Below are 24,841 nucleotides of genomic sequence, written 5' to 3'. Positions count from 1 at the left end.
TTTCACAAAAGATGGTATAATTGTACGAGTTTATTTCAAATATTTTGAAGGAGTTTGTAATTTATAATTATAATATCGGTAACAAGCCCTAAAAATGAAGAATTACCCGCTAAAATGGTTTAGATATTAAGTAAAGAGGTATTTAGATAACATAATAAAAAAGCACTTTCAACTAATAAACTAAAAAAATAACACAATACTACAAAATTTTCTTGCCATTTTGTAGAAATCTAGTAGAATTGTTATATAATTTGTAATTAATTAGGTGGTGAAAAAGAGTAAAATGAAAGAGTCATTCAGTAATATCCAAAGCCAGGATGAAATCATCAAGGTCCTGCAATATGCCTACCAACAAGGGATGGAACGTGAGAACATCTCCATGATGGAGCTTGTCAACGAAATGAGAGAAAAGCTGCAAATGCTTATCAAATAAATAGATTCGTACTTCAGAGAACACCGTTGCCATCAGCGGTGTTTTCCGTTTTTTACAAATGGATGAGCCCGGCATCCTGGCGCAAACTATGATAAAATGAAAAACGTTGTGCTAATTGGCTTATGCCTATACAACTTAGAATCTACTAAAAGTGTAAGGTGATTGGATGATTGGAAGAAACGAACCGTGTCCTTGCGGAAGCGGACGAAAGTATAAGAAGTGTTGTGAGAAAGAGCAGAGTGCAAGCTTTGAGAAGGTGCTGGAGTCGGAACTGATGGCACTCCAGATTGATATCATGCGTTATGCATACGATAAATATGCCAGTGAGTTGGAAGAGGCAGCGAGCAAGCATGTACATAAATTCGAATTGGATCAGGATAAAAAAGAAGCCTATCAGGAGATTGTCCACCTTTGGTATATGTTCACAGTTGTGCGTGAGAGCGGACAGACGATTGTGCAGGAATTTGTAAAAGGAAACGAAAGTAAGTTTTCCCGTCCTCAAGTGAAGGAATGGGCGGAGAATTGGCAAACAGCCCAGCCTTCTATTTATAAGGTATCAAACGTCCGTGGTGGCCAGTATACGATGGAAGACTGTTTTACAAACGAGAAGGTCAAAGTCAAATTCATAGACCGAGAAGAAGGTCTAAGCAAGAACGAGCTGGTTGTAGGGATGTTTGTACCGTTTCAGGATGCACAAGTGGTCTTCATGTCGACGTTTGAAAGAGGGACGCTGGAAGCTATCCGCATTGAGGAAAAGCTGCAGGCGCTTCTGGAAAATGAAAGTCTCTCGAAAGATCAGGTTCGTTCCATGTTCCCGATGCTTGCAGGGAATGTCATCGAATTTGAACTGTCGGAAGAAGATGTGCAGGAGCTTCCTGTCCAAAACGAAGCGCAGGAAAAAGTGTTGGAGCTATTTATGGAGGCGGCTGAAAAACGTGGATACCCGGCAAGATTCCAGGAATTCGCCCATATGCTCTGGTCCGTCTATTGCATGAAGGAGAGTCCTGCCATCCGCAATGAGCCTAACTATGCAGCGGCCTTGATCTACTTCCTGGATGTTCATTTCATGCAGGAGCAGGTGGAAACACAAAAGTCGCTTTCAGAGGAATTCGGTATATCCCCAGGAAGTGTATCCTCCACTTATCGAAAGCTGGATGAGGTTCTACAGCCTGTCATCCAGACTTTTCAACAGGATATCGAAGCGGCATTGAACTAAATTCTTTAAAAAAGCTCTGATTTTACCCTTAGGTAGATTCAGAGCTTTTTTATATGGACTGCTACATATTTCCACCATAATTTGGTCACACTAGTTGGAAAGAATGCGACGATTTAGAGGAGGACGTTTTAATGAAGCGTTATGTTGCCATGATTTCTATGCTAGTTTTGTTCATTTCTATTATGGGGACTGCCGGGACTGCGCTCGCTGCGCCAACAGAGAATGAGGTCGATCATTATCTGAAGGAAATCGGATGGACCCGTCATGACTTGGATACTTATTTGAAATTTTATGAGGTTAGCCTGGATGATTTCCGTGATATCGAGCATCTGCAGGCGGAACTTGGAACGCCGATCAATAAAGAGAATCTCCATGGAATGCTCGACTCTTATGATTTGACAGAGGAGGAGCTCGAAATCCTGCTCTCCCGCTTTGGTGAAAAGGTGCAGGATTATACTTTTCTCGAGGACCTTGAAATTGCGGTTGATTTTTACATGACTCATGAAGAAGAGGTTGCAAGGGCTGAGGATTTTCTAGTTTCCGTCGGCTTTCAGGCGGAAGAAGCAAGGCTGATTTTCCAGCATATCCTTGGTTTGCCGAATGAAGATCTACAGGCGGAGCTCGAGAGACTTGAGCAAAAGGTTGCAGAAGAACCGAACTCTGTTGAAAAGATCTTTTCTCTCTGGTCCGATTTTATGAATGCCTTTGACGTAACGGCAAATCTTCATATGGAGAATCGGGAAAATAAAGAGGCAGTCACACAGGAACAGCTCCTGCAGCCTGGATGGCTTGAAGGGAAAACAGTGCATCTGGAGCTTTTTAACCAAGAGGGGGAACTATTGGCAACTGCCCAAATGAATGACCAGATCATTTCTCCGGCCTATGTACAGCAAACAGGAAAAGAGCTCATCCACCTGGGGCAACTCGGCGTTAGATTGAGCGACGAACTCTATCATAACAGAATGCCGGATACTGCCTCTCCATATGGACTCGGCATGGTCTTGGGCCTCCTATTGGTAGCCGTTGCCGGAATCCTTTACCGCCGCTCACTGGTAGTTGGAAGAGGATAGTCCATGGTCAAGCTTCGTATAGCATCCATTTTGATTTTTATAATAGGGGCCGCTTTGTTCGTGGGAAGCGGTCTTTCCTTTTGGAGAGGATATTCAGCTGTGGAGGAATGGAACAAGCTTGATAGCCAGGATCGGGTGAAGGAGGAGGCTCCCTTAGGTCCTTTTTCAGTTGGGGATGGGATCGGCGACCTTGTCATACCTAGACTTGAGGCGAGTATTCCAATCTATCATGGAGCTTCAGAGGAAGAGTTGAAAAAGGGGATCGGTCATGTTGCGAATAGCAAACTCCCAGGCGAGGATGGAAACATCGTGCTTTCAGGCCATCGAGATACAGTCTTCCGCCGGTTGGGTGAGCTTGAGGTCGGGGATTCGCTTTATGTAGAGTATGGGGAAGGGGAATACCACTATAAAATTAGGCGAATTCGCATTGTTGACGCCGATGATACGACGGTCCTTGTGCCAAAACCGAAGGAAACATTGACGGTGACGACGTGTTATCCGTTTCGATTTATCGGAAATGCCCCAGAGCGGTATGTGTTGGAAGCGGTGCGGATTTACTAAGGTGGAGTATTGGGAGTTCGCATTATCTTCGTATAGTAATTAAAATGTGTAAATTTAATCTGTCTTCATGTAAGTATTGTCATGGATGTTTCGTATGGAAGTTTAATCAAACGTTTGATTAAAAAATACTATAATAGAATACTTTGTGAGATACATGCTATCTCCCCATGATCTCTAGCCAGTGAAGGTTAAATTGCGTTATGCTCAAAAACTCAGGGTTTATGCACAATAATTTTAATTTGCGCTCAATAATCGCGATTTACGATGAATTATCCTGATTTGCGCTCAAAAACGAAGCATTTACGTGCAATAAGACAAAACACGACAAATATCGCGCTCTACGCCAACACGCCAAAATCTTACCATCACAAAATAAAAAAGCCAACCACCAATGGTTGACTTTTTATTTTGATTTCTGCAATACAGGCTTCTCGTTGATTTTCTCCTTGAATGCCTGCAACAGGTCTTCCCCGTTAAAGCCGTTCTCCATCAATGTTTCCAGGAGCTTCTCGGGATAGTTGTTGTTGCGGCGGAACAGTTCTCCTTCAAAGAGGATGCTCATGCGATCTTCCATTACAGCCACATTCCTGATGACCACCTCGAATGAAGCGGGATCATTGGAAGGTTTGGAGATGGTAGCCTGTACATTTACCGTTTCTTTATTATCTAAAATGGATTGAAATTTTTCTGGATCTATCTTTGGAAGAAGAATTTCAATGAGCCAGTTTTCCTTGCCGTATTCCCGATTGATGATCAATCCGTCTATCAATTCCAGCTTTTCAACGTTTTCCCCGTGTACGATTGACAATGCAACAAGTTTGAACGTTTTCATACTTTCCCTCCAGCGGGTATTATTGTCGTGCTTGTACCAATTTGGTTTTATTATATCATATTGGTCCGGAAAGATACTGTTCTTGTTTCTCTATTAAAATAATCCTTAACAGCTTAAATATTCTTTATTTGAAGGAAAAAGTATCATGAAATGTCATTTTGTTTAATAGAAACGGACATTTTAAATTGCAGATTTGTTTTAAAAGATGATAACACTCATTTTACCATTTCCCCCTCCACCGGTTATGATTACGAAGCAACAGGCAAGAACCACGAAAAAGGAGGGAAGGAACGTGATTAATCAAGTTATTCTTGTTGGGAGATTGACGAAGGATCCCGAGCTTAGGTATACGAGTGATGGGACGGCTTTGGCAAGCTTTCATCTGGCGGTAAACAGGAATTTTAAGAACCAGGATGGTGTGGTGGAGGCTGATTTTGTATCCTGCACGGTGTGGAGAAAGCTTGCTGAGACTACAGCCAACTATTGCAGTAAAGGTGCTTTGATCGGAGTCACCGGAAGGATCCAGACGAGGAAATACGAAGGACAGAATGGCACTACCGTGTTTGTAACGGATGTGGTCGCAGATAATGTGCGATTCTTAGAACGAAAGCCGCCGGCAGTGAAGGTGGAAAAAACTGTGCAGAAAGAGATGGAAAAAGTGGAGCTGCCATTTTAACCATATCAATATCCATTAATCTGTTAAGCCTAGGGAACCCCTCCCAGGATGCTTTAGCCTGTCAAATAAAAGGCAACTTACCGTAACAAGCTGCCTTTTTCTATTGCTTATTAGATTGGATAAGCCCCCTTAGAATCTTCATAGAGAAAATATCCTCCCTGCTCTCCAATACTTGTGCCAACCTGTTTCGGGTTGGCTCTTTTCAAGAAAGGTCTTCTACGAGAGTACGAAAGTTCTTTTCTATTGTTTTTTGATATTTGACATTGAGTTTTGTATACATATGTAGTGATTTCTTGAATTTTGGATTCTGTTTTAAATAATCGACGACTTCCAGTAATTCATCATCGGTTTTCTGCAACTGATAGAGCCGATTGAATTCCTTGACGTATGCATCCTGCTGATGATGGTTGCCTACCAAATAGTCGATGGATACATCAAAAATATTGCTCAGTTGAATCAAGGCTTCCATATTTGGTGTTTCGTTACCGGTTTCCCATTTGCTGATGGTCGCGCGGGATCGGTTCAGTTCTTCAGCAAGCTGCAGCTGGCTCCAGCCGTTTTGGTCCCGGAAAGTCTTTATGTTGCGGGATACGGGAGATTCTTTCATACATTGCCCTCCTGCCTGATGTTTTTCCTTTACCGTATAGGAAGAGGGCGTAATCTACGGTTCTTAATCTGTTCAACCGTAAAAATGATACAAATCAGAACAGTGTGGGAATCGGAAGGAAACAGAGGTATCCAAAGAATAGGTAAGAATACCCATGGATAATCCGTACTTTTCAGATGGTTTCCATATTTGGTAAAAAATGAAATGATAGAGATGGACCAAATACGAAGGAATAGGGGAGTGAGAAAGTTGGTAGAGTTCCATTTATACAGTATTACATTTCTTCAGAGGGTAAAAAGTAAGATTCAAAATCAGGAGAATTATTATATTTATGTAAAGGAGCCTACTCTTTCTTACGCCAGTCATGGTTTTTCGTTCTATGATGCCTTGCAGCTCTGTGAAAAGGAGAGCCATGAATGGGAAGATAGCAGTGTCAGAAGCATTGTCACCAACAACCATCGGGCAGTGGAAATACAATTCCGTTCAGAGGAAGATAAACGAATCATTGCGATAAAGGTCGAGTTGGATACCAGCCTCATAGAATTATCGTCTTATGTCTGGCAAGAACACCGCAGGGCATTCATCCGCTTTGACGATCCAAAGGACCTCGATGAACCACATGTAATCAGTCTTCTCAAGAGAATATCCATTAAGCACAAAGGAAAAAGCAGTTTTCTTTCCCTTCCGAGGGTGAGAAGTAAGAGTAATTAGCGTATAGAAAAATGAGAAATGGGATACACCGTTACTATTGATTAGAATAGTGGTGATCCTATGTTGAAAAGAAGAAAATACTATTATCTTTTCCTTGCAGTCGGGTGGACGGTGCTTTTGTTTCATCTATCCTCCATGTCCTATTCGTCCCAGGATATCAGGCCCTATTTAAGTTTGCTAGTACAGGAGGATAGCCTCACGGCGTGGTTGAAGGGAGTTCAGCTGAGCTATGGCGAATCTGTAATAAGTGCGGAAACGAGGGGAGGCTATGCGTTTGTGGAATTTTTGTTTCGCAAGGCAGCCCATCTGTTTTTTTACTTCATGCTAGGTTTCGTCATCGTCCGTTATTTCCGCAGTTTCATGCCAAACATGCGGTGGCGGGTTTTCCTGTTGAGCTGCAGCATGGTACTCTTGATCTCCATGCTTGATGAGTATCTTCAGCATCTTCATCCGGATAGGAGCGGCCGCTGGATGGATGTATGGCTTGATTGTACCGGCGGGCTGATCGGCATAGTGGCGGGCTACATCACTTATAGGGCCAGGCACATAAGAAAAAGCGCGAATCATTCGTTTTGAATGACTCGCGCTTTTTTAACGTAGTGTCAACAGCTCCTTCAGATCTTCGTTGCTAAGCTCGGTAATCCAGCCTTCGCTTGTGATGATCTGATTGTTCAGGGCCTGCTTGGATTCGATCATGGCGTCTATCTTTTCTTCCAGTGTCCCTGTTGCGATGAACTTATGGACATGGACGAAGCGATTTTGGCCGATCCGATAGGCACGGTCTGTAGCCTGATTTTCGACTGCCGGGTTCCACCAGCGGTCATAGTGGATGACATGATTGGCTGCTGTCAGGTTCAATCCGGTTCCGCCGGCCTTCAGGGAGAGCACCAGCACATGGAACTCCCCGTTCTGGAAGGATGTGATCAGATTATCACGATCCTTTTTCACGACACTTCCATTAAGGAATCTCCCTTTTTCCCCAAGCGCCTTCTCGATTGCTTCGATGATCATATTCCCCATAGAGATGTACTGGGTGAAGATAAGGCAGCTTTCGTTACGCAGACGAATCTGCTCCACGAGCTCCACCAGCTTCTCCATTTTCGTGGAGCGCATCAACAGGTTGGAGGGCTCTTCTTCTTTTAAATAGAGGGAAGGGTGATCGCATACCTGCTTCAGCTGGCCGAGCATTTTCAGTACAAGCCCTCTGCGCTGGATGCCTCCGAGGGATTCGACCTTCTCCAATGTTTCCTTCACCAGCTGTTCGTAGATGGAAGCCTGCTCGATCGTCAAAGGGCAGTATTCCTTCTGTTCCTGCTTTTCCGGCAGATTGAGTGCCACCTGCTCATCCTGTTTCGTGCGACGCAAGAGGAAGGGCTGGATGAGCATCTGAAGCTGCTGGATTTTCTTTTTATCCTGATCCTTTTCGATAGGCAGGACAAACTGCTTATGGAACGCGCCAAGGGAACCGAGGTAGCCCGGGTTAATGAAATCAAAGATGGCCCAAAGCTCGGACAGGCGGTTTTCCATCGGGGTGCCTGTCAACGCGATATGATGGATGCCGTCAAGATTCCTGACTGCCTGGGACTGCTTCGTATCGGCATTCTTGATGTTCTGTGCTTCATCGAGGCAGACGGTGCTCCAACGTACGTTCGAAAGTTCCTCTTCATCCAGATGCGAGATTGCATAGGAAGTGAGCACAACATCGGCTCCTTTTATCGAATCCGAGAAGCTACCGCCCTTATTTCGGTTAGTTCCATAATGCAGCATGACGTTTAGGCTTGGAGCAAACTTTTCCAGCTCCTTCTGCCAGTTGCCTAAAACAGAGGTCGGACAGATGATCAGAACAGGTTCGCGGACTTGATCCTCCTCAAGCTCCTTGCAGGCGAGGAAGTAGGCGATAAGCTGAATCGTTTTCCCGAGCCCCATATCATCTGCCAGGCACGCCCCGAAACCATGCTTTCTCAAAAATAGAAGCCAAGCGGCACCTTGCTCCTGGTATGGGCGCAGTTCTCCTTTGAAGGTTGGCGGTGCCTTGAAATCTGGAAGTGCTTTTCCTTGATAGAGCTGCTCTACCAGATTTTGAAGGGGACCGGTCATTTCATAGGTGATCTCGCTCATGGAATAGCTTCCGTTTTCATCTGGCATGTCATCAAAATGATTGGCAGCGTGGCTTTTCAGGAGATCCTCGATACGGATACCGGTTTCTTCCGCCTGCTTCATCATGAGCTTTATTTCTTCAATGAATTGCGGATCCAAGACGACCCATTCCCCTTTGATTTGGACAAGGCGCCTGTTCTGCTCCACCAATGCGAGGAACTCCTCTTCCGAAAGCTCCGTATTACGGGTGGAGAAACGCCATTCGAAATTAACGAGAGACTGCAAGCCTACAAAGGAAGTGGAATGGGAGGATCCCTTTTTGGAGCTGTTGACTCGTGCTTTTATCTTCAAGCGGGAGTCCTTTACAGCCTGCCACCATGAAGGAAGCAGGATGAAGCTGCCGATTTCAAGCAGCCTTTCACTGCCGTCCACGAGAAAGCGCCATGCATCTTCCTCGGTTAATGCCTCCCGCATCTGGCCATTTGAAAAAAGGGAGGGGGTGATTTGCTGCCACTTTTTAAAGCTTCGTTCCACTTCATTTTTATACTTTTTATAGGAAGCGGGAAGCTTATCCTGCTCCCATACATATAATTGCTCTGTCTTTTTATCTTTAAGGAGCGTTTCAAGCTTCCAGTCCGAGTATGGCTCTTCCGGTTCCAATAAACGGAGTCCCACAAAAAACGGGGTAGTGTCCTTCAACCAGCCGATATCCTTGAGCCAATCCTCTTCATCCAGATAAACAGAAGGGGTGGAAGGGGAGAGGAGGGCTTTCGAATTCGAGTATTCCGCCCAGTAAGAGCGCAATGTCTCGGTTTTCTCGTTTTTAATCCAGTCCATCATGATGGATCCGACCCATTCCTCTATTTTTTCCGTATAAGAGGGAAGAAGCGGATTCTCTCCGACTAGGTTTTTTCCTTCCTCGGTCAATGAAAAAGAGAGCCTCCCTTTCTGCCACTCAGAAAAATCCGGTATAAAGGCTTTCTGATTGAAAATGGAAGAGACGGTCGGTGCCAAAAGGCGGTACAGTTCCGATTGATCGCACCAAACAAGCTCCAGGAAGGAATTCTCTGTATTGTTCGCAAAAAGCTCCAGTGCATCTGATGGGGAAAGGTAGATTCCCGTTTTACCTTCGAAGGTGGATTCCTGGAAAAAGGAACCGAAAAAAGAGCCCTCGTGCCAGGTAAATAGCAGCGGGATGTATCGCGATGGCGGAAGTACGGATGACTTCAGCTGCACATATAGGAAAAACCTGTTCGTTTTTTCATCGTATATCGAGTTGGCGGATAAGGATCCATTAATCATATGTGAATCTTCCTTTTTTCAGTTCTTCTTGGAAGGAGCGGAGTCGCTTTGTTCCTTCTTTTATTTGAAGTATATACTCCACCCAGACATCTTCGAGCTTTTCCTTCTTATACAAAGAATGCAGGGCCTTCAAGAGGCTTGTCGCTTCCTTATAGGAGCTTTTGTTCCGCTGGCCGATCGCCTGCTGGATAGCAATATGATATAGGGGAAAGAGGGCATACGGATCGGCCTTTTTGATTTCCTTGATTTTGTACGTCTCAAGGCCACTCAGTTCAAATCCCATCCAGAGCTGGAGCTCCACCCATTTGCGATATTTCTTCGTTTCGAAAAGATACCACTCATATTCGCCATAGCTGTATGGCATCAAGCTTTTCATCGCTTCGATGTACATGGCATCATGCTTTGTTTCCAGCGCATAGTCCGTCAAAAGCTTCAAAAGGTGCTTCGTGAGCTGACGCTTTCGTTCATAGGTAGGCTCGTCATGGATATAGGTTGTCACGATAGGCAGTGAAGTTTGCAGCCAAGTATCCAATCTGTCCTTCGCCTTGGAGTTTGCGAGGGCCTGAAGCCAATTGAACACATAAGGCGCATATTGATGGGCATGCTTCTTTACGATATGCAATGCATCATCGTCCTTTTTTTGAAGAAAAAGAAGATGCGTTTTCGCTAATTCCGCTTGCAGGGACTGGTCGCCTTCCAGCTCTTTCAATTCTGATGACATCCAATTCCTGCGCTGGAACACATCATTCCATACGAACTGATAGGCATAAAACACCTCACGTATGAAAGGCTCTTTCTGCCCAAGGAGCATATGGCGGATCATTTCCCTGCTTTCCTTCAACAATGTGTCGAGCTGGAAGGCGATGGCGCTATGAAACAGGCCTTTTGCTTCCTCCTCGATCACATCCACAAATCGGTGCAGGATATCTACTATATATTGATAAGGCTGTGAGGAGTCATAGCTTTTCATCACCTCTTGCATACAAAAAAGAGAAGCGTGCAAGAGGAAGAGCGGGCGGACCTCAGCCTTTTTTGGTGCCAATAAACGGAGCTTCGGAAAGAATGCATGTGTCAGGCCGGTCAGATATGTCCTTGTTGAAGGGATGGATCGCTTATATTGATCATGTTGATGGTCCACAAAGTCCAGCCAGCTTGCAAGAGATGCATCTGAATAGCTATCCACTTTCTTCTTTTGAAATAGGGGGGACGGTCCTGATGCTGTATGTGGAGTAGCTTCCTTCCACTTTTCAATGAGCGATGCGATGGTTCTCGTCTGTGACCAGAAGGATAGAAAGGTTGCGAGCTGATGGATGCATAAAGAGTCCGCTCCACATGAACATCTGCTCAATTCATGGATGTCCATATCAAGCAGTACATGGCGATGCCCATTATCCTGCACCTTCCCGGTGATGCTTGTGCCATCTTCAAATGCATGTATCACGTTCCCTTGCCGGAAAAGCTGCAGGGCGCCTTTCAAAAGGACACGGTTTCTTTCCTCTGACAGCGGATATGTATTGATTAACCAAGTTGCAAACTGCTCCATTTTTGTCACCATCCAGAACGAATAAAAGGCCTACTTATCAAATGTAGACCTTTCTTTACGGTAAAATCTTCTTATTCCATTATAGGTTTTTTAGCAAGGAGTTACAACCTTGGGGAAAACTTCCCTTCTTATTCAACCTTAAAGGCTTCTTTGGCCGAGGCCTGGAAATTTTGCTCTGTAAAGACAAACTCGATGGTGTATTCCCCTTTATCCAGACCGGATGTGACTTCTTGATAGGATGCGGAGTATGTGATGTCCTCACCAGGGGCAAGTACATCTTCTTTGATTGCTTGCGTGTACATCATTCCTTCCGAAAGCTTCTTCACTAGCTTACCTGATGCATCGTACACCATATAATCATATTCCTGACCAGAAGAAAAAGTTATTCCCGCGTCTTTGCCAGTATCATTTTTGACTGTAAAAACGAAGGAATTGTCCTTCTGTTCCAACGTGCTGGAAAGTTCCTGCTTGTTCGGGTCTTCGCTTGTGACTTCCTTTGATTTTTCAGGTTTTTTCAAGCCCTTTTCGCCATCTCCGCTGCCTGCCGTATTATCCACATTACTACCATTTGAATCTTTTGTCGTTTCCTCCGGTGCATCAGTAGCCTTGTAATTTTCCTGTGTTGTACCACATGCTGCAAGAACAAATGACATTGTCAGCAAAAGTGCGATTCTCTTCATCATCATTCCTCCATCTGACTTATTTCCTTCTGGGATATACCTTGTTTCCTACTCTATCAAACCCTGTAATGACCCATACGTCTCTTTGTAAGGTTAGACGCAAAATAATATAAAAGGTTACAGAGGCGTGGACAAGGCATCAATCTGTTTTTGTCAATAAATGGCATAATGCGCATATTCTAATAGTACAAAGTATTAAACTTTGAATAATGAGGTGGAAAAATGAAAATTGTATTGGACGCAGGTCATGGATATAGTACTGCAGGAAAACGTACACCTGATGGAATGAGAGAATATGAATTTAATAGAGTGGTAGCACAGTATACAAGAAGTGAACTGTTAAAATACCAGGATGTCGAGATCCTTTTTACCCATTCGGATGAAAGGGATGTGCCATTGCAGGAGCGCTCAGACCGAGCTAATGGCTGGGAAGTGGATGCTTTTGTCTCCATTCACGCGAATGCATATGGAACAGGAGGCTGGAACACAGCGCAAGGCATTGAAACATATACGCCAATTGTCAATTCCCCGAATTCAGATCGGCTTGCCAGACTCGTGCATCCTAGATTGATCCAGGCGACCGGAAGAAGGGACAGAGGGATCAAAACCGCAAACTTCCATGTTTTGAGGGAGGCAAAAATGGCTTCCATCCTGGTGGAATGCGGATTTATGACTTATTATCCAGAAGCGCAGCTTTTAAAGACAGATAGTTATCGTAAAACGTGTGCACGTGCCATTGCACAAGGGGTAGCGGAATACTTCAACCTTAAGCTTAAGCCGACACCGGCTCCATCTAAAGAGGTCTATAAGGTGCAGGTCGGGGCATTCAAGTCAAAGGAAAATGCCGATAACCTTGCAAGAGAACTTGAACGCAGAGGATACAGCACCTTTGTTTTCCTCGAGCAAGTCTTGTATAAGGTACAGGTTGGCGCATTTTCAGAAAAGGAAAACGCGGACCGTCTGGCTACACAATTGCGCAAGCAAGGGTATCCGACTTTTATCAGTGCATAATATAAAGGGTGGAGTCTGTTTGCAGCGGCGGTCCACCCTTTTTGGCCGTCCCGATTACAAAAATTAAAAAAATGCACATAAAAACAGGAAATTTGTCCTTATTTATCGAAATAAATAGTTAATTTGTCAGAAATAGAAAGAAAGGGGGGAATCTTTTTGGAGAAATTCCGTATTGGGCCCAAATCAAAAGCTGTGATCAATTTCATCTGTTTTGCCTTGTCATTGCTATTATTGATTTATAATATCAGTATCGTAGGTTTTTTCTATTTGCTTGTTACATATGGGGAAGAGAAGGGAATGCTGATCTATTCTTTAATCAGTTTAACAGGGATCTTCTTGGTGGTCATTCCGCTGGTATTCCGGATGGCAAAGCAGAAATTTTACCATTATACCTTGATTGCCACACATCTGTTGGCAGCGTTATTACCCATGTTGATGCAGAAGATGTCGGGTGTTTTTAATGGGATTTTATAAAAAAATATTGAAGTTTTCTGATTTTTGTGTAAAATAGTACATATGAAATCGTTTGCACTAGTGGCCTTTTACATACTATCCGGTGCAGGCGATTTTTTTATGTCCAAATCCATTGTCAGTAAAAGTACTGACTTTTGTAATAAATATGGAAAACGATCGATCACGCCTATATAATGAAGATAGAAAATATGTTGCATGCACTTTTTTGGGTGTCATCCGACATGAAAAGGAGAAGAGTGGATAGTGAGAAAAGGGATGATTCTGGCCCTCTTGTTTATTGTGGGAGGAGTTTCTTTTATCGGTTATGGATTGTATGAGAAATGGACACTGGATCGTAAAACGGAAGCTGCCCTTCAGGATGCGGTGGCGCTGACCTCCGGAAATAAGGAAAAGGAAATTGCTCCAAGTACGGAAAAGGAGCGGGAATGGCCGGAAAAACCGGAAGATTGGGATCCGGCTACCGGGGATGTAGTGGGTATCCTTCAGATTCCTAGGTTTGAAGCCCAGCTCCCCATTGTAGAAGGGACGGACCCTGACGAATTGGAAAAAGGAGTGGGGCACTACCGTGGTGCATCTTACCCTGGGGAGCTTGGCCAGATCGTCTTCTCCGGGCATCGTGACACCGTATTCCTCCGCCTGGGGGAATTGGAGCTTGGAGATAAGTTTGTGGTTTCCCTCCCTTATGGGGACTATATGTATGAAATCTATGAAACAAAGATTGTAGATGACGATGATACGAGCATCATAACCTTGCAGAAAGAGAATGAAGAACTGATTCTGACTACCTGCTATCCATTCACCCTGACAGGCCGGGCACCAGAGAGATATATTGTGTATGCGAAGCCGGTATTATAAAAAGAAAAGGACACCATTTAGGTGTTCTTTTTCTTATTTATCAAAAAAAGTTTTAATTAATGCAATTTAGGGAAAAAGACTTAAAGTCATTCCATAAAAAGTAAAAAACATTGCATGGTTCAAACGGCAAATATCTTACAAAATAACAAGTATTACGACAAAAAAAGTCTATTCACAGAATATTTCTTATTTGATAACATATACTGTAAGTGAATGGTTCAAAAGTACTAATAGGGGGTTCTATATGATAGATATAAATTGTCACATACTTTCATCTATGGATGATGGTGCTAAACATATGACCGAAAGTATCGAAATGGCTCGAATGGCAGAGTCACAAGGTATTGAAATAATAGTTGCTACTCCTACTATTTCCAATGGATCTATCGAGGATATTTTGGGAAAAGTTGATGAGATGAATCATAGATTGCGTAAAGATTCCATCAACGTGACAGTTGTACCCGGTCAAGAGTGTCCCATTTCAGAAGATTTTATGGAGAAATACGAAAATGGTCAAATACTGACCATTAACAATGCCAAAAAATTCATCTTTCTCAGTCTTGAAGCGAGTCGTCATGTTCCTCACTATACAGGGGAGCTTATTTATGATATCCAAATGAAAGGTTTAACCCCTATCATTGCCAACCCGGAATTGAATATAGAACTAATGGAATCACCAGACAAACTTTATCAATTGGTTAAAAAGGGAGCGTGTGTGCAACTAAATGCTGGAAGTGTAAATGGTAATAATGGAAAAAAAGTCAAGAAGTTCGTTAGTGAAATCATAGATTCCAATTTGGCTCATTTTATCGCTTCAGATGCCCGTGACAAGAAAAGTAGTTCTTTTATGTTGCAAGAAGCGTATTCCACAATTGAAAAAAGTTTCGGATCTGATATTAAGGAAATGTTTCTGGAAAATGCAGAATTAGTTTTCGAAGGAAATTCAGTTTTCAAAGAAGTTCCAAGTAGAGTGAAAAGAAAAAAGCTGTTCGGTATTTTTAAATAGGCTAAGGGCGTTGATGGGGCACATAAAAGGTGCCTTTTTTTTATGCTCTAAAGGTTCTATCCTGTGAAAAAGCATCCGGTCGAAACCTTTTATATGTACAATTATAAAATGGAAACAGAAATCTACTTACTTTTTTGTAAGAAAATGTAGATATATGGAGACAACTCTTATATAATATCAATTGTATGTCAAGGAAACTAGATACTTTATGTATTTAAATTAAATTTTGGAGGTTCAAATGGAAGAGACGATCAGCTTAAGGGAGTTATTTCAAACGTTGAAAAAACGTCTTTCTCTTATTGTTATTATTACGTTAATTGCAACTACTGTCAGTGGGGTAGTGAGTTTTTTCTTACTTACGCCAATCTATCAAACTTCAACACAGCTATTAGTCAACCAATCTAGCAATAATGAGCAAAATATGTACAATGTTAATGATATCAGAACAAATATAGAATTAATTAATACGTACAATGTCATTATTAAGAGTCCGAGGATTTTAGAACTAGTACAAGAAGAATTAAACTTGGAACGTTCTACAGGTGCATTAAACAATCAAATCCAGGTTTCGAGCGAACAGAATTCCCAAGTATTGTCCATTACTGTGCAGGATGAGGATCCAGCTATGGCAGTCAATATTGCGAATACACTGGCTAATGTTTTCCAAAGTGAATTAACGAATATTATGAATGTTGACAACGTGAGTGTTCTTGCAGCTGCCCAATTAGCTGAAGACCCTTCACCTGTAAAACCTAGACCAGCATTAAATATGGCTATTGCTCTTGTAGTGGGCTTAATGGCTGGAGTAGGAATCGCGTTCCTTCTAGAATATTTGGATAACACAATTAAAACTGAGCAAGATATAGAGAAACTATTGGGTTTACCAGTACTAGGTGCTATTCCTGTTATGACAGAAAACGACCAACGTGGAATGCCTGCAACTAGAGAAAAGCGCGGTTCTGTAAGGAGTGAGTCAGTTGGCTAAGAAAAAACAGGCATCTTTAATGAGAAGTTTGATTGCGATGACTAACCCGAAGTCCCCTATTTCGGAACAATATCGTACGATTCGGACAAACATTGAGTTCTCTCAAATTGATCGTGAAATACGTACGCTGATGGTTACGTCAACAGGCCCAGGAGAAGGGAAATCTACTACTGTAGCTAACTTGGCTACGGTTTTTGCCCAACAGGGTAAACAAGTGCTTTTAATTGATGCGGATCTAAGAAAACCTACCGTACATTATACTTTTCGCTTACAAAATACAACTGGCCTTACCAATGTGTTAACTAGGCAGTTAACATTAAAAGAAGCGGTATTCAAATCCAAGATTCCTAATTTATTCATACTTCCAAGTGGTCCGATCCCTCCAAATCCGGCAGAATTACTCGGTTCAAAAATGATGAGAGACTTGTTGGATGAATTTAAAGAAGAGTTTGATGTAGTTCTGTTTGATACACCTCCTGTATTGGCAGTTACAGATGCGCAGATTTTGGCTAATAAATGTGATGGAACCATTTTAGTGGTTTCAAGCGGCAAGACAGAAAATGAAAATGCACTTAAAGGAAAAGAGCTTTTAGAAAAGGCAAATGCAAATGTTATTGGTGTAGTGCTTAATAATAAAAAGCTTAAAGAGGGAAATTATTATTATTACTATGGGGAAAAATAGTCGTCTTGACTATCTTTCCTTTTTTTATTTTTCTATGATACTATTAAAGAAATTAATCAGGTATAAATACCTAAATGCAGGGAGGTACTAACATGATTGATATTCATTGTCATATCATTCCTAATATAGATGATGGTGCAAAGCATTTAACGGAAAGTGTTGAAATGGCGAGTCAGGCTGTAAAAGAAGGTATTACACATATTATCGCAACTCCCCACCATAAAAACGGTAAATACAATAACACTAAAGAAGAAATATATAAATATGTTACACAATTAAATTCAGTTCTTGAAAACAGACAGATTGATTTAACCATTCTGCCTGGACAAGAAACAAGAATTTATGGAGAGATTTTAGAGGATTATGACCGCGGAGAAATTCTCACATTAAATAATACTGGGAAGTATCTTTTTTTAGAGCTTCCTTCCAATCATGTACCAAGATATACAGAACAACTACTTTATGATATTCAACTCCAAGGCATCACACCAATCATTGTTCATCCTGAACGTAATTCCGAGATAATTGAAAATCCAGAGATCCTTTACAATTTAGTGAAAAAAGGGGTCTGCACCCAGGTGACAGCTACAAGTCTAGTCGGTGGCTTCGGGAAGAAAATTAAGAAGTTTTCCTATGAATTAATTGAATCGAACCAAGCTCATTTCATTGCCTCTGATGCACATGGACTAAAAACGAGAAACTTTAATATGCAGAAGGCCTTCAATTTAGTAGATAACGACTTTGGTAGTAGCATGAAGTATTACTTTATGGAAAATGCTGAGTATCTGGTAAATGGTGAAGGGTTGATGATCGATCCTCCAGAACGAATAAAAAAGAAAAAGTTTTTAGGTATATTTTAATTGAAAAGACTACCTCATTGATTTAATGGGGTAGTCTTTTTAGGTTACTATTGATTTTTTGCCACCGATTCGCCTTCTATGGATAAATGTTCTTTTAGTTGATTAGAAAGCTTCATTCTTTCTTCTTCTGTAACAATAAGATAGTAAATATCTTGAGTTCCGTTACTGATCATTTGGCCTTGGCCAGAGATCTGATGCTGCTGTAGCTCGTGTCTTGCATCTTTATAATTAGCTTGAATGTCAACCATTTCGTCAAAAGTCAAGTTGGTTTTTACGTTATTCCCTAAAATTTCTAGGATATCATCGAATTTTGTTACTGATGAGATGGAGGCACCTTTATTAATTACTCCTTGAATGATTTCTCTTTGACGTTGTTGACGTCCAAAATCACCGCGAGGATCATCATAGCGCATACGTGAATATGCTAAAGCTTTTTCCCCATCTAAATCCAAAGTTCCTTTTGTAAAGTCAAATCCACTATGGCTAAATACCAAGTTGTTTTCAACTGTCACTCCACCAACAGCATCGACGATATCTTTAAAGCTTTCCATATTTACTTGGACAAAATAATCAATTGGAATATCCAAGAAGTTTTCTACCGTCGCGATAGACATTTCAGGACCGCCAAAGGCATAGGCATGATTTATTTTGTCATCAAAGCCTTTTCCGATAATTTCGGTTCTTGTATCGCGGGGAATACTAACCATTTGCATGGATTTATCATTAGGATTCACCGTTAGAACAATCATGGAATCAGAACGTCCACGGTCACCAGGTCTTTCATCTACACCAAGAATTAAAAAGGATAGTGGATCTTTTTTCTTGAAATCTACTTCTTTTGGTCGTTTTTCAGATGTAGTTCGATCAAGAGGTGTATGCATGGAAGCGGCAGTATCCTCCAATGATTTATATACAGTAAAAGCAAACACACCAACACCAAGCGCAATAACACTAAAAATACTAATTAAAATAATAAACCATTTCTTTTTTAACATATAGTCCTCTTCCTTTTTCATTAATCTTTACACATTGATTATAGGTATTTATATAATCCAATACAACTACAATCGTATCACAAATTGTAGAAAAATATATGTAATGTATAATTATTACAAATACATAAAGATATTTTAGTAGAATTTTCCGGAGATGTATTGAAGTTTTGGATAATAATAGTATATTAAATGAAGAGGTGATTTATATGAGAATATTAACTGGTATAGTAGCCATAAGCTGTGTGGCGGCGATTGTCTTCGGGAGTATGCATTGGAAGCAAAAAATCGCTACAGTATCAACTGAGGAAGTTATTGCAACTACAATCATAGAAAACGAGAAGGATCCGAAAACCGATGAAAATACAATGGAAATGAAGGATATTTCTATTAAAGAAGTGACATCTTCTTTACCAGTTGAAGCAGCATCCAAGCTTATTGCCGCAAAAGAATCAGACGATACGGTTGAGATTGTTATTGTAGGTTCAGAAGCCAATACAATGGGAAACCGTATATGGCCGGACATATTTAAAGAGAAGATGAATGAAACGTATGGAGAAATGGTAAACATTGATGTATTTGATATTCAGAATGTCACCACAGAAATGGTTGTGAGTGATGGATTACATATGGAAGCCGTAAATAGTAATGCGGATATCTTAATTTTTGAGCCTTTTATGTTAAATGATAATGGCGCTGTAAATATCGACGATACCCTAATTAATATTCAGACGATTATTGATGATTTTAAGGCAGTGAATAAAGAGGTATATGTATTCTTGCAGCCATCCCACCCAATTTATAATGCCACTTTTTATCCGTTGGAAGTGGAACAGTTGAAAACCTTAGCTGAAAATGAAGGACATACTTTTATTGATCATTGGAAGAATTGGCCGGATTACCAATCTGAAGAAATTAAAGATTATATTTTATATGATAGTGCAAGTATTGCACCTAATGAAAAAGGACATGAAGTTTGGGCAGAATATATTACTGAATTATTTATTGCAACTAAGTAGGAATAATATTAAAAGACTCCAGTGCATGAAGATTGCACTGGAGTCTTTTTATAGCTGAAAAAGACAGATTATCCATGTGAAAAGAGAAGCGATTAAAATACCAATCATCGAGTAAGATGATACTTTTGCGCGTTTTGAATCATTTCCTATATAGAGTAGATAGAGAGTGGGTACCAAAAACCAGGGTAATGCGATTAATAGAGCTAATAAATAGAAGAGGGAAATTCCATTATCATAGGCGAATTTAAAAACGAATGCAGGAATTCCGAGAGCAGTTGAAGATATGCAGGTGAATAGAATAGTATGTAGCCAATACGTTTCGAAAAAGGTTGCATAGCTAACTTTATTGAATTTTATGGAAGGACGCCTGATGGCCGGAAAAAATTTTTTTGAAAACTCCATTGCTAATTCCCCCTTAATAATCTATCTACTTCATTATTTATATACTACCCAACTAATCTAAAAAATATGCTAAATTATTCCTTTATAAAGTAAAATTCATATTGTTGTGGGTGATAATCCAAAAACTTCCACTACAAAAAACTATTAAAAGTTACATATTAATGAAATATTAGACAAATTACCTATTCATGATCGTGTCATTTTTTTGGTAATATTGAAATTGTAATGAAATAATTGTCACTTATCATTAAAGGAGGAAAACTTTTGACTCAAAAATGCATTGTTGCTGTAAAGTTTTGTTTTGTGCTTATGTTATTAATGGCTGTAGATAAAGGTTTTGCCGAAATGGATGTTCAAAAACATCAAATGAATCCTATCGGTGCTAATACGGTAGTCTTTGGAAACTACAAAATAAATATTTCGAACGGTGAGACATCTTCTGTATCAGTGAGCGTTTATACCAATGATAGATTAATAGAAGAGTGGGAAGATGAATTTGCTGGTATTTCAAAAGTTTACACTTGGAAAAAAGATGAGAAACATTATTTTCTGCTTGAAAGTACTTTAAGTGGAACTGGAAGCTTCACGCGTTTTGTTATCTTTGAGCTAAATGATGATGAAATGCAACGTGTTCTTTTATCTAATGATTATCAAGCAGGTTCGATTGAGATGGTAGATGATAGAATAGAAGTAACCTATCTAGACAGTAATGGAAACCATCTTGAAAGTAATAGTCTTTTGAAGGATCTATATGTCCAGAATAATGACGGGACAATTTCATTGACAGAACAAGGAATAAAAGCGAATGTCGAAATGAACTCTCCTCGACAAGAAATCTTCTCCTTTCAATCAACAGGAGCTGAAGATGATTTAAAAGGGGAAAACCCGACTACTTCAGAATTAAACAATTTACTAACTCAAGAGGCGCTTAAAGCAGGTATTCCTCCTGAAATAATAAAAGCGATAGCGTGGCAGGAAAGCTCATGGAGACAATACAGAACGAATGACGATCCCAATGGGACTTGGGAGAAGGGCGACCCGATTGTGTCATTTGATGGCGGTATTGGAATCATGCAGATTACTGAGCCTAATATGACAGCGGATAGAGCTATAAGACTTAAAACGGATATTGTATATAATATCCAAGAGGGTATTAGAATATTAAAAGACAAGTGGACTTACAGTAACTGGGGCAGAATTCCGCAAATAAACGGAAATGACATGAAGATAATGGAAGATTGGTATTTTGCTATCATGGCGTATAATGGGATTTCAAGACGTAATGATCCACAATACTACCCAAATAATACTTACCAAGATGTTATCTACAGTCACATTGAAAGATACTCACAAGTGGTAACGACAGCATTCCCGGTACAACTATTAAGAGAAGATATATATTATACAAACTCAGGCTCCTTACAATTCAGAAAACCTCATTATCATATTAATGGGCCATATCAAACTTCCAAACACTTATTCAATAGTGGGGATATTGTAAAGGCAACAGAAAGTGGAGTACGTTTAAGAACAACTCCGGAAGGAACTGAAGTTAGAAAAACCTTAGCTGGAGAAGCTTTGCAAATAGTTGGAGCTTATCAGGCAGGCACTAATAATTCGAACCACTTTGTATGGTATCCCGTAAAAGATATGCATTCAAATGAGACATATTATATTGCTTCAAGCTATTTGGAGAATATGAGGATTTCTGGTGTGAATAGGTATGCTACAGCTGTCAGTATTTCTAGAGCTGGTTGGGACAAGTCAGATGTAGTTGTTTTGGCAAGAGGGGACAATTTTCCTGATGCTCTTGCAGGTACACCATTAGCATATCAGCTTAATGCTCCTATACTATTAACTAAAAGCAATGAATTAATAGAGGAAACAAAACAGGAACTTCTTAGACTTGATGCAAAGAAAATAATTATTCTTGGTGGTAGCAGTGCTATAACTCCTGAAGTGGAAAATATTATCCGCGACTTGGGAATTGAAGTAGAAAGAATTGCAGGAACAACTCGTTTTGAAACAGCTAAACTTATTGCGAATAAAATGGGTAAGAGCTTCTCAACTGTAGTTGTCACAAATGGTTATGGCTTTCCTGATGCACTTGCAATAGCTCCTTATGCTGCGAGAAATGGCATACCGATTTTACTTACTGAAAAAGGCTATATACCAGGACCGACTAAAACATTGCTCGCAAACGCTTCAAATACAATTGTAGTTGGTGGTACGTCTGTAGTTTCTAATCATTTATTAAAATTAATGCCTAAAGCAGTACGCGTATCTGGATCAACAAGGTACGAAACAGCTTATAAAATTGGTACAGAATTTAACTTCTCGTCCAATACTGGATTAGTAGTAAATGGTCATGATTTCCCTGATGCTTTAACAGGTTCCGTTTTGGCAGCTAAACTTAATGCACCACTTTTACTAGTTAATCCTTCTTATTTACCAGTAGAAACTCAAAATCTAGTAGATGCTAAAGGCTTCAATCAGCTTTCCGTATTAGGCGGAACAGCTGCAGTGAAAAATGAGAGTGTATTAAGACTAATAAAATAGAATGTCAATGTTGGAGGACATGTACATTTATATGTGCACGTCCTCCTTTTGTTACATACATTTAATATTTTAAAAGTTATTTAAATGTTATAATAGTCTCGTAAAAAATGTAATAATATGTAGAAATAGGAGGAAATAATGTACAGTTTATTAGTGAGGAAATTCATAGTCGCAATTGTCCTAAGTATAGTAGTTCTTGCGTTTTTACCCTCCTCAACCGATGCCAGTAGTTCCAGTGTAGATAGAATCAGTGGTAAAAATAGATATCAGACAGCAGTGGAAGTCTCGAAAAAAGGTTGGATTGAAGGAGCGGATACTGTCATCGTTACTGCAGGGGATAAATTCCCTGATGCTTTAACAGGAACACCATTAGCTTTCTCTTTAAACGCGCCTATTCTTTTGACGAACAAAGACTATTTACCGGGTGAAACAAAAAATGAAATTACGAGATTAAAAGCAAAAAAAGTCATTATTCTTGGTGGAGAGAGTGCAGTTTCTTCAAAAGTCATTCAAGAAATTGAGGCGCTAGGAATCTCCTTGGAAAGAATCAAAGGGGGAGACCGCTATGAAACAGCTGCAAAAATAGCTGAAACACTACCGAATAAATCTAATACTGCTGTTGTCGTTTATGGGAAGAACTTTCCTGACAGCCTTTCGGTTGCTTCATATGCCGCTAGAAAAGGGTATCCTATTTTATTGACAGATACGAATACTTTGCCTGCCAGAACGAAAGAAGTGTTAGCTAACTATCAGAACACAATTGTAGTTGGAGGAGAAGGGGTAATTTCCAAGCAGGTCTTCAGTCAACTGCCTGGAGCGAAACGTTATTCAGGATCAGATCGTTATATGACTCTTTCTAATGTAATAAAAGAATTAAACGTCACTTTTGGGCCTAATCTATATGTAGCAACTGGTGAGAGTTTTGCAGATGCTCTGACCGGATCAGTTCTAGCTGCAAAACAGAATACTTCATTAGTTCTAGTAGGGAAAAATCAAATTCCAAGTTCTGTTCAGCAAGTGCTTACAACTGCCAATACTGCCAGTAAAACAATAATTGGTGGAACGAGTGCAGTATCTACAGAGGTAGAAAAGCAATTGGGTTTTAACGTAACTGCATTAATTAATACCGCAAAAGATTATATGGGAGTTCCATATGTATGGGGGGGGACGACTCCTTCAGGCTTTGATTGCAGCGGTTATTTAAACTATGTATTTAACAAGAATGGCGTTTCTTTACCTAGGACCACAGCAGACATTTGGGCGAAAGGGATATCAGTATCCACGCCGGAAGTGGGGGACATCGTTTTCTTTGAAACCTATAAGGAAGGTCCATCGCACGCGGGAATATACATAGGAAACAATGAGTTTATTCATGCAAGCTCTACAGCTGGAGTCACGATTCATAGCATGTCTAACAGTTACTTTTACCCGAGATATCTAGGTGCTAAACGTCTTCATTAATTAATAATCCGACATCAACGATGTCGGATTATTTTTAGTTATGATAGCGACTTTCCTTCCACTCTTTAGCGTATTCGAAATATTCTGGAACAGAGATCTTCCCTATCGAATAATTATTGGAAGCAGGTTCCCATTTTTCATATGCTTCTAATGCTTTTAAAAAGTGCTTTTCATTATTTTTTGTTTCTATTTTAATGATTTTATCGAATTTCATTTTATTATGTTCCTGGACAGGCAAGTAATATAATCCACCATTGATTTTCCCGTCCTTTTCTAATTCGCGTAATGCTTTTCCTGTCATTGCATGATCTTGATGTGGATCTAAATCGCTCATTACATGGTGATTGACATCTCCTTCATACTTTTTCTCGAAATCGAGGATTACATCCACCATTTGTCCTATTAAGATGTTTCCATCCGGCAGATCCAATATGTGGATATTGCTATCCTTGACCCCCAATTCCCGTACAGAATTTTTAAATTCTGTTACTCTGGCGTTACCAAACTCTAATTCAGAAATAGGGGGCTGCTTTTCGGTTAAAAGTTTATTATTGACTTTATTGATAGCTTTACTGGCGCGGCCATGAGAAAGGAGAACTACGACTACCTCTTTATTATTTTCAATAGAATCGATGATGGCGGCTCCCATGCTAAGAACTTCATCGTCTGGATGAGGTGAATAGAAAACATCTGTTTTTGGTGACTCCACTCCCCCGCTACAGGCACTTAAAAATACGGCAATGCAAAGCGTTAAGGCAATTTTTTTCATTATAGTTTTCCCTTCATGTTAGGTATATACAGTTCTTC

24 protein-coding genes are annotated in these 24,841 nt (G+C 40.5%); 17 read left to right on the top strand and 7 right to left on the bottom strand.

Annotation, left to right across the window (positions count from 1 at the left end):
- Positions 1 to 283 precede the first annotated feature (283 nt).
- The 4 genes from JOC95_RS01300 to JOC95_RS01285 all read left to right on the top strand — a co-directional run bounded on the left by JOC95_RS01300 (position 284) and on the right by JOC95_RS01285 (position 3,280).
- Complete coding sequence (locus JOC95_RS01300; protein ID WP_204412694.1) at positions 284 to 433, top strand: YwzD family small protein; 150 nt, start codon at positions 284 to 286, stop codon at positions 431 to 433.
- Between the two features lie 166 nt (positions 434 to 599).
- Positions 600 to 1,649, top strand: a complete 1,050-nt coding sequence (locus JOC95_RS01295) for an SEC-C metal-binding domain-containing protein (RefSeq protein ID WP_204412692.1) — start codon at positions 600 to 602, stop codon at positions 1,647 to 1,649.
- A 131-nt stretch (positions 1,650 to 1,780) separates the two neighbouring features.
- The gene (locus tag JOC95_RS01290) at positions 1,781 to 2,719 is read left to right on the top strand and encodes a processed acidic surface protein (protein WP_204412686.1); all 939 of its coding nucleotides are present in this window, start codon (positions 1,781 to 1,783) and stop codon (positions 2,717 to 2,719) included.
- A 3-nt stretch (positions 2,720 to 2,722) separates the two neighbouring features.
- On the top strand, positions 2,723 to 3,280 hold the full coding sequence (locus tag JOC95_RS01285; protein ID WP_204412685.1) for a class D sortase: 558 nt from the start codon (positions 2,723 to 2,725) through the stop codon (positions 3,278 to 3,280).
- A gap of 403 nt (positions 3,281 to 3,683) precedes the next feature.
- Here the strand turns inward: JOC95_RS01285 and JOC95_RS01280 are convergent, their stop codons facing one another.
- On the bottom strand, positions 3,684 to 4,112 hold the full coding sequence (locus JOC95_RS01280) for a YwpF family protein (RefSeq protein WP_204412684.1): 429 nt from the start codon (positions 4,110 to 4,112) through the stop codon (positions 3,684 to 3,686).
- A gap of 292 nt (positions 4,113 to 4,404) precedes the next feature.
- On the opposite strand from JOC95_RS01280, the gene ssb reads away from it, so the two are divergent.
- Positions 4,405 to 4,788 (top strand): single-stranded DNA-binding protein, encoded by a 384-nt coding sequence (gene ssb / locus JOC95_RS01275; protein WP_224839884.1) that lies wholly within the window; start codon positions 4,405 to 4,407, stop codon positions 4,786 to 4,788.
- Positions 4,789 to 4,990: 202 nt separating this feature from the next.
- Here ssb and JOC95_RS01270 read toward each other — a convergent pair whose 3' ends face one another.
- Complete coding sequence (locus JOC95_RS01270; RefSeq protein WP_204412683.1) at positions 4,991 to 5,395, bottom strand: helix-turn-helix domain-containing protein; 405 nt, start codon at positions 5,393 to 5,395, stop codon at positions 4,991 to 4,993.
- A gap of 240 nt (positions 5,396 to 5,635) precedes the next feature.
- Here JOC95_RS01270 and JOC95_RS01265 point away from each other — a divergent pair, with 240 nt between their 5' ends.
- Together JOC95_RS01265 and JOC95_RS01260 are read left to right on the top strand one after the other, a co-directional pair.
- Positions 5,636 to 6,106, top strand: coding sequence for a hypothetical protein (locus JOC95_RS01265; protein WP_204412682.1), 471 nt, complete (start codon positions 5,636 to 5,638; stop codon positions 6,104 to 6,106).
- 60 nt (positions 6,107 to 6,166) lie between these two features.
- Positions 6,167 to 6,682 carry a VanZ family protein gene (locus JOC95_RS01260; protein WP_204412681.1) on the top strand — a complete coding sequence of 172 codons (516 nt, stop codon included), beginning with the start codon at positions 6,167 to 6,169 and terminating at the stop codon, positions 6,680 to 6,682.
- 15 nt (positions 6,683 to 6,697) lie between these two features.
- Here the strand turns inward: JOC95_RS01260 and JOC95_RS01255 are convergent, their stop codons facing one another.
- The 3 genes from JOC95_RS01255 to JOC95_RS01245 all read right to left on the bottom strand — a co-directional run bounded on the left by JOC95_RS01255 (position 6,698) and on the right by JOC95_RS01245 (position 11,728).
- The gene (locus JOC95_RS01255; protein ID WP_204412679.1) at positions 6,698 to 9,505 is read right to left on the bottom strand and encodes a DEAD/DEAH box helicase; all 2,808 of its coding nucleotides are present in this window, start codon (positions 9,503 to 9,505) and stop codon (positions 6,698 to 6,700) included.
- Positions 9,498 to 11,048 carry a hypothetical protein gene (locus JOC95_RS01250; protein WP_204412677.1) on the bottom strand — a complete coding sequence of 517 codons (1,551 nt, stop codon included), beginning with the start codon at positions 11,046 to 11,048 and terminating at the stop codon, positions 9,498 to 9,500. The genes JOC95_RS01255 and JOC95_RS01250 overlap by 8 nt, the downstream gene beginning before the upstream one ends.
- Before the next feature lie 128 nt (positions 11,049 to 11,176).
- Positions 11,177 to 11,728: a BsuPI-related putative proteinase inhibitor gene (locus JOC95_RS01245; protein WP_204412675.1), complete on the bottom strand. Its 552-nt coding sequence runs from the start codon at positions 11,726 to 11,728 to the stop codon at positions 11,177 to 11,179.
- Positions 11,729 to 11,950: 222 nt separating this feature from the next.
- Between JOC95_RS01245 and JOC95_RS01240 the strand changes: the two genes are divergently transcribed.
- The 7 genes from JOC95_RS01240 to JOC95_RS01210 all read left to right on the top strand — a co-directional run bounded on the left by JOC95_RS01240 (position 11,951) and on the right by JOC95_RS01210 (position 17,601).
- Positions 11,951 to 12,739, top strand: coding sequence for an N-acetylmuramoyl-L-alanine amidase (locus JOC95_RS01240; RefSeq protein ID WP_204412673.1), 789 nt, complete (start codon positions 11,951 to 11,953; stop codon positions 12,737 to 12,739).
- A 156-nt stretch (positions 12,740 to 12,895) separates the two neighbouring features.
- Positions 12,896 to 13,213 (top strand): hypothetical protein, encoded by a 318-nt coding sequence (locus JOC95_RS01235; RefSeq protein WP_204412671.1) that lies wholly within the window; start codon positions 12,896 to 12,898, stop codon positions 13,211 to 13,213.
- 243 nt (positions 13,214 to 13,456) lie between these two features.
- Positions 13,457 to 14,068: a class D sortase gene (locus JOC95_RS01230; RefSeq protein WP_338083038.1), complete on the top strand. Its 612-nt coding sequence runs from the start codon at positions 13,457 to 13,459 to the stop codon at positions 14,066 to 14,068.
- A 244-nt stretch (positions 14,069 to 14,312) separates the two neighbouring features.
- Positions 14,313 to 15,074 (top strand): tyrosine-protein phosphatase, encoded by a 762-nt coding sequence (locus JOC95_RS01225; RefSeq protein WP_204412669.1) that lies wholly within the window; start codon positions 14,313 to 14,315, stop codon positions 15,072 to 15,074.
- A gap of 238 nt (positions 15,075 to 15,312) precedes the next feature.
- Positions 15,313 to 16,059, top strand: coding sequence for a YveK family protein (locus tag JOC95_RS01220; protein ID WP_204412667.1), 747 nt, complete (start codon positions 15,313 to 15,315; stop codon positions 16,057 to 16,059).
- On the top strand, positions 16,052 to 16,741 hold the full coding sequence (locus tag JOC95_RS01215; RefSeq protein ID WP_419096211.1) for a CpsD/CapB family tyrosine-protein kinase: 690 nt from the start codon (positions 16,052 to 16,054) through the stop codon (positions 16,739 to 16,741). The genes JOC95_RS01220 and JOC95_RS01215 overlap by 8 nt, the downstream gene beginning before the upstream one ends.
- 92 nt (positions 16,742 to 16,833) lie before the next feature.
- Positions 16,834 to 17,601, top strand: a complete 768-nt coding sequence (locus JOC95_RS01210) for a tyrosine-protein phosphatase (RefSeq protein ID WP_204412665.1) — start codon at positions 16,834 to 16,836, stop codon at positions 17,599 to 17,601.
- Between the two features lie 47 nt (positions 17,602 to 17,648).
- Here the strand turns inward: JOC95_RS01210 and tagU are convergent, their stop codons facing one another.
- Complete coding sequence (tagU, locus tag JOC95_RS01205; RefSeq protein WP_204412664.1) at positions 17,649 to 18,596, bottom strand: polyisoprenyl-teichoic acid--peptidoglycan teichoic acid transferase TagU; 948 nt, start codon at positions 18,594 to 18,596, stop codon at positions 17,649 to 17,651.
- 206 nt (positions 18,597 to 18,802) lie between these two features.
- On the opposite strand from tagU, the gene JOC95_RS01200 reads away from it, so the two are divergent.
- The 3 genes from JOC95_RS01200 to JOC95_RS01190 all read left to right on the top strand — a co-directional run bounded on the left by JOC95_RS01200 (position 18,803) and on the right by JOC95_RS01190 (position 24,034).
- Positions 18,803 to 19,612, top strand: a complete 810-nt coding sequence (locus JOC95_RS01200) for an SGNH/GDSL hydrolase family protein (protein ID WP_204412662.1) — start codon at positions 18,803 to 18,805, stop codon at positions 19,610 to 19,612.
- A gap of 666 nt (positions 19,613 to 20,278) precedes the next feature.
- Positions 20,279 to 22,573, top strand: a complete 2,295-nt coding sequence (locus JOC95_RS01195; protein ID WP_204412661.1) for a cell wall-binding repeat-containing protein — start codon at positions 20,279 to 20,281, stop codon at positions 22,571 to 22,573.
- A 138-nt stretch (positions 22,574 to 22,711) separates the two neighbouring features.
- Entirely contained in the window at positions 22,712 to 24,034 is a 1,323-nt protein-coding gene (locus JOC95_RS01190; protein WP_204412659.1) for a cell wall-binding repeat-containing protein, read from the top strand.
- Positions 24,035 to 24,068: 34 nt separating this feature from the next.
- Here JOC95_RS01190 and JOC95_RS01185 read toward each other — a convergent pair whose 3' ends face one another.
- On the bottom strand, positions 24,069 to 24,803 hold the full coding sequence (locus JOC95_RS01185) for a PIG-L deacetylase family protein (protein ID WP_204412657.1): 735 nt from the start codon (positions 24,801 to 24,803) through the stop codon (positions 24,069 to 24,071).
- Positions 24,804 to 24,841 lie beyond the last annotated feature (38 nt).

It is taken from the genome of Sutcliffiella tianshenii, assembly GCF_016908565.1.
In the GTDB taxonomy this organism is placed as follows: Bacteria; Bacillota; Bacilli; order Bacillales; family Bacillaceae_I; genus Sutcliffiella_A; species Sutcliffiella_A tianshenii.
This window is presented reverse-complemented; position numbering and strand designations above follow the sequence as displayed.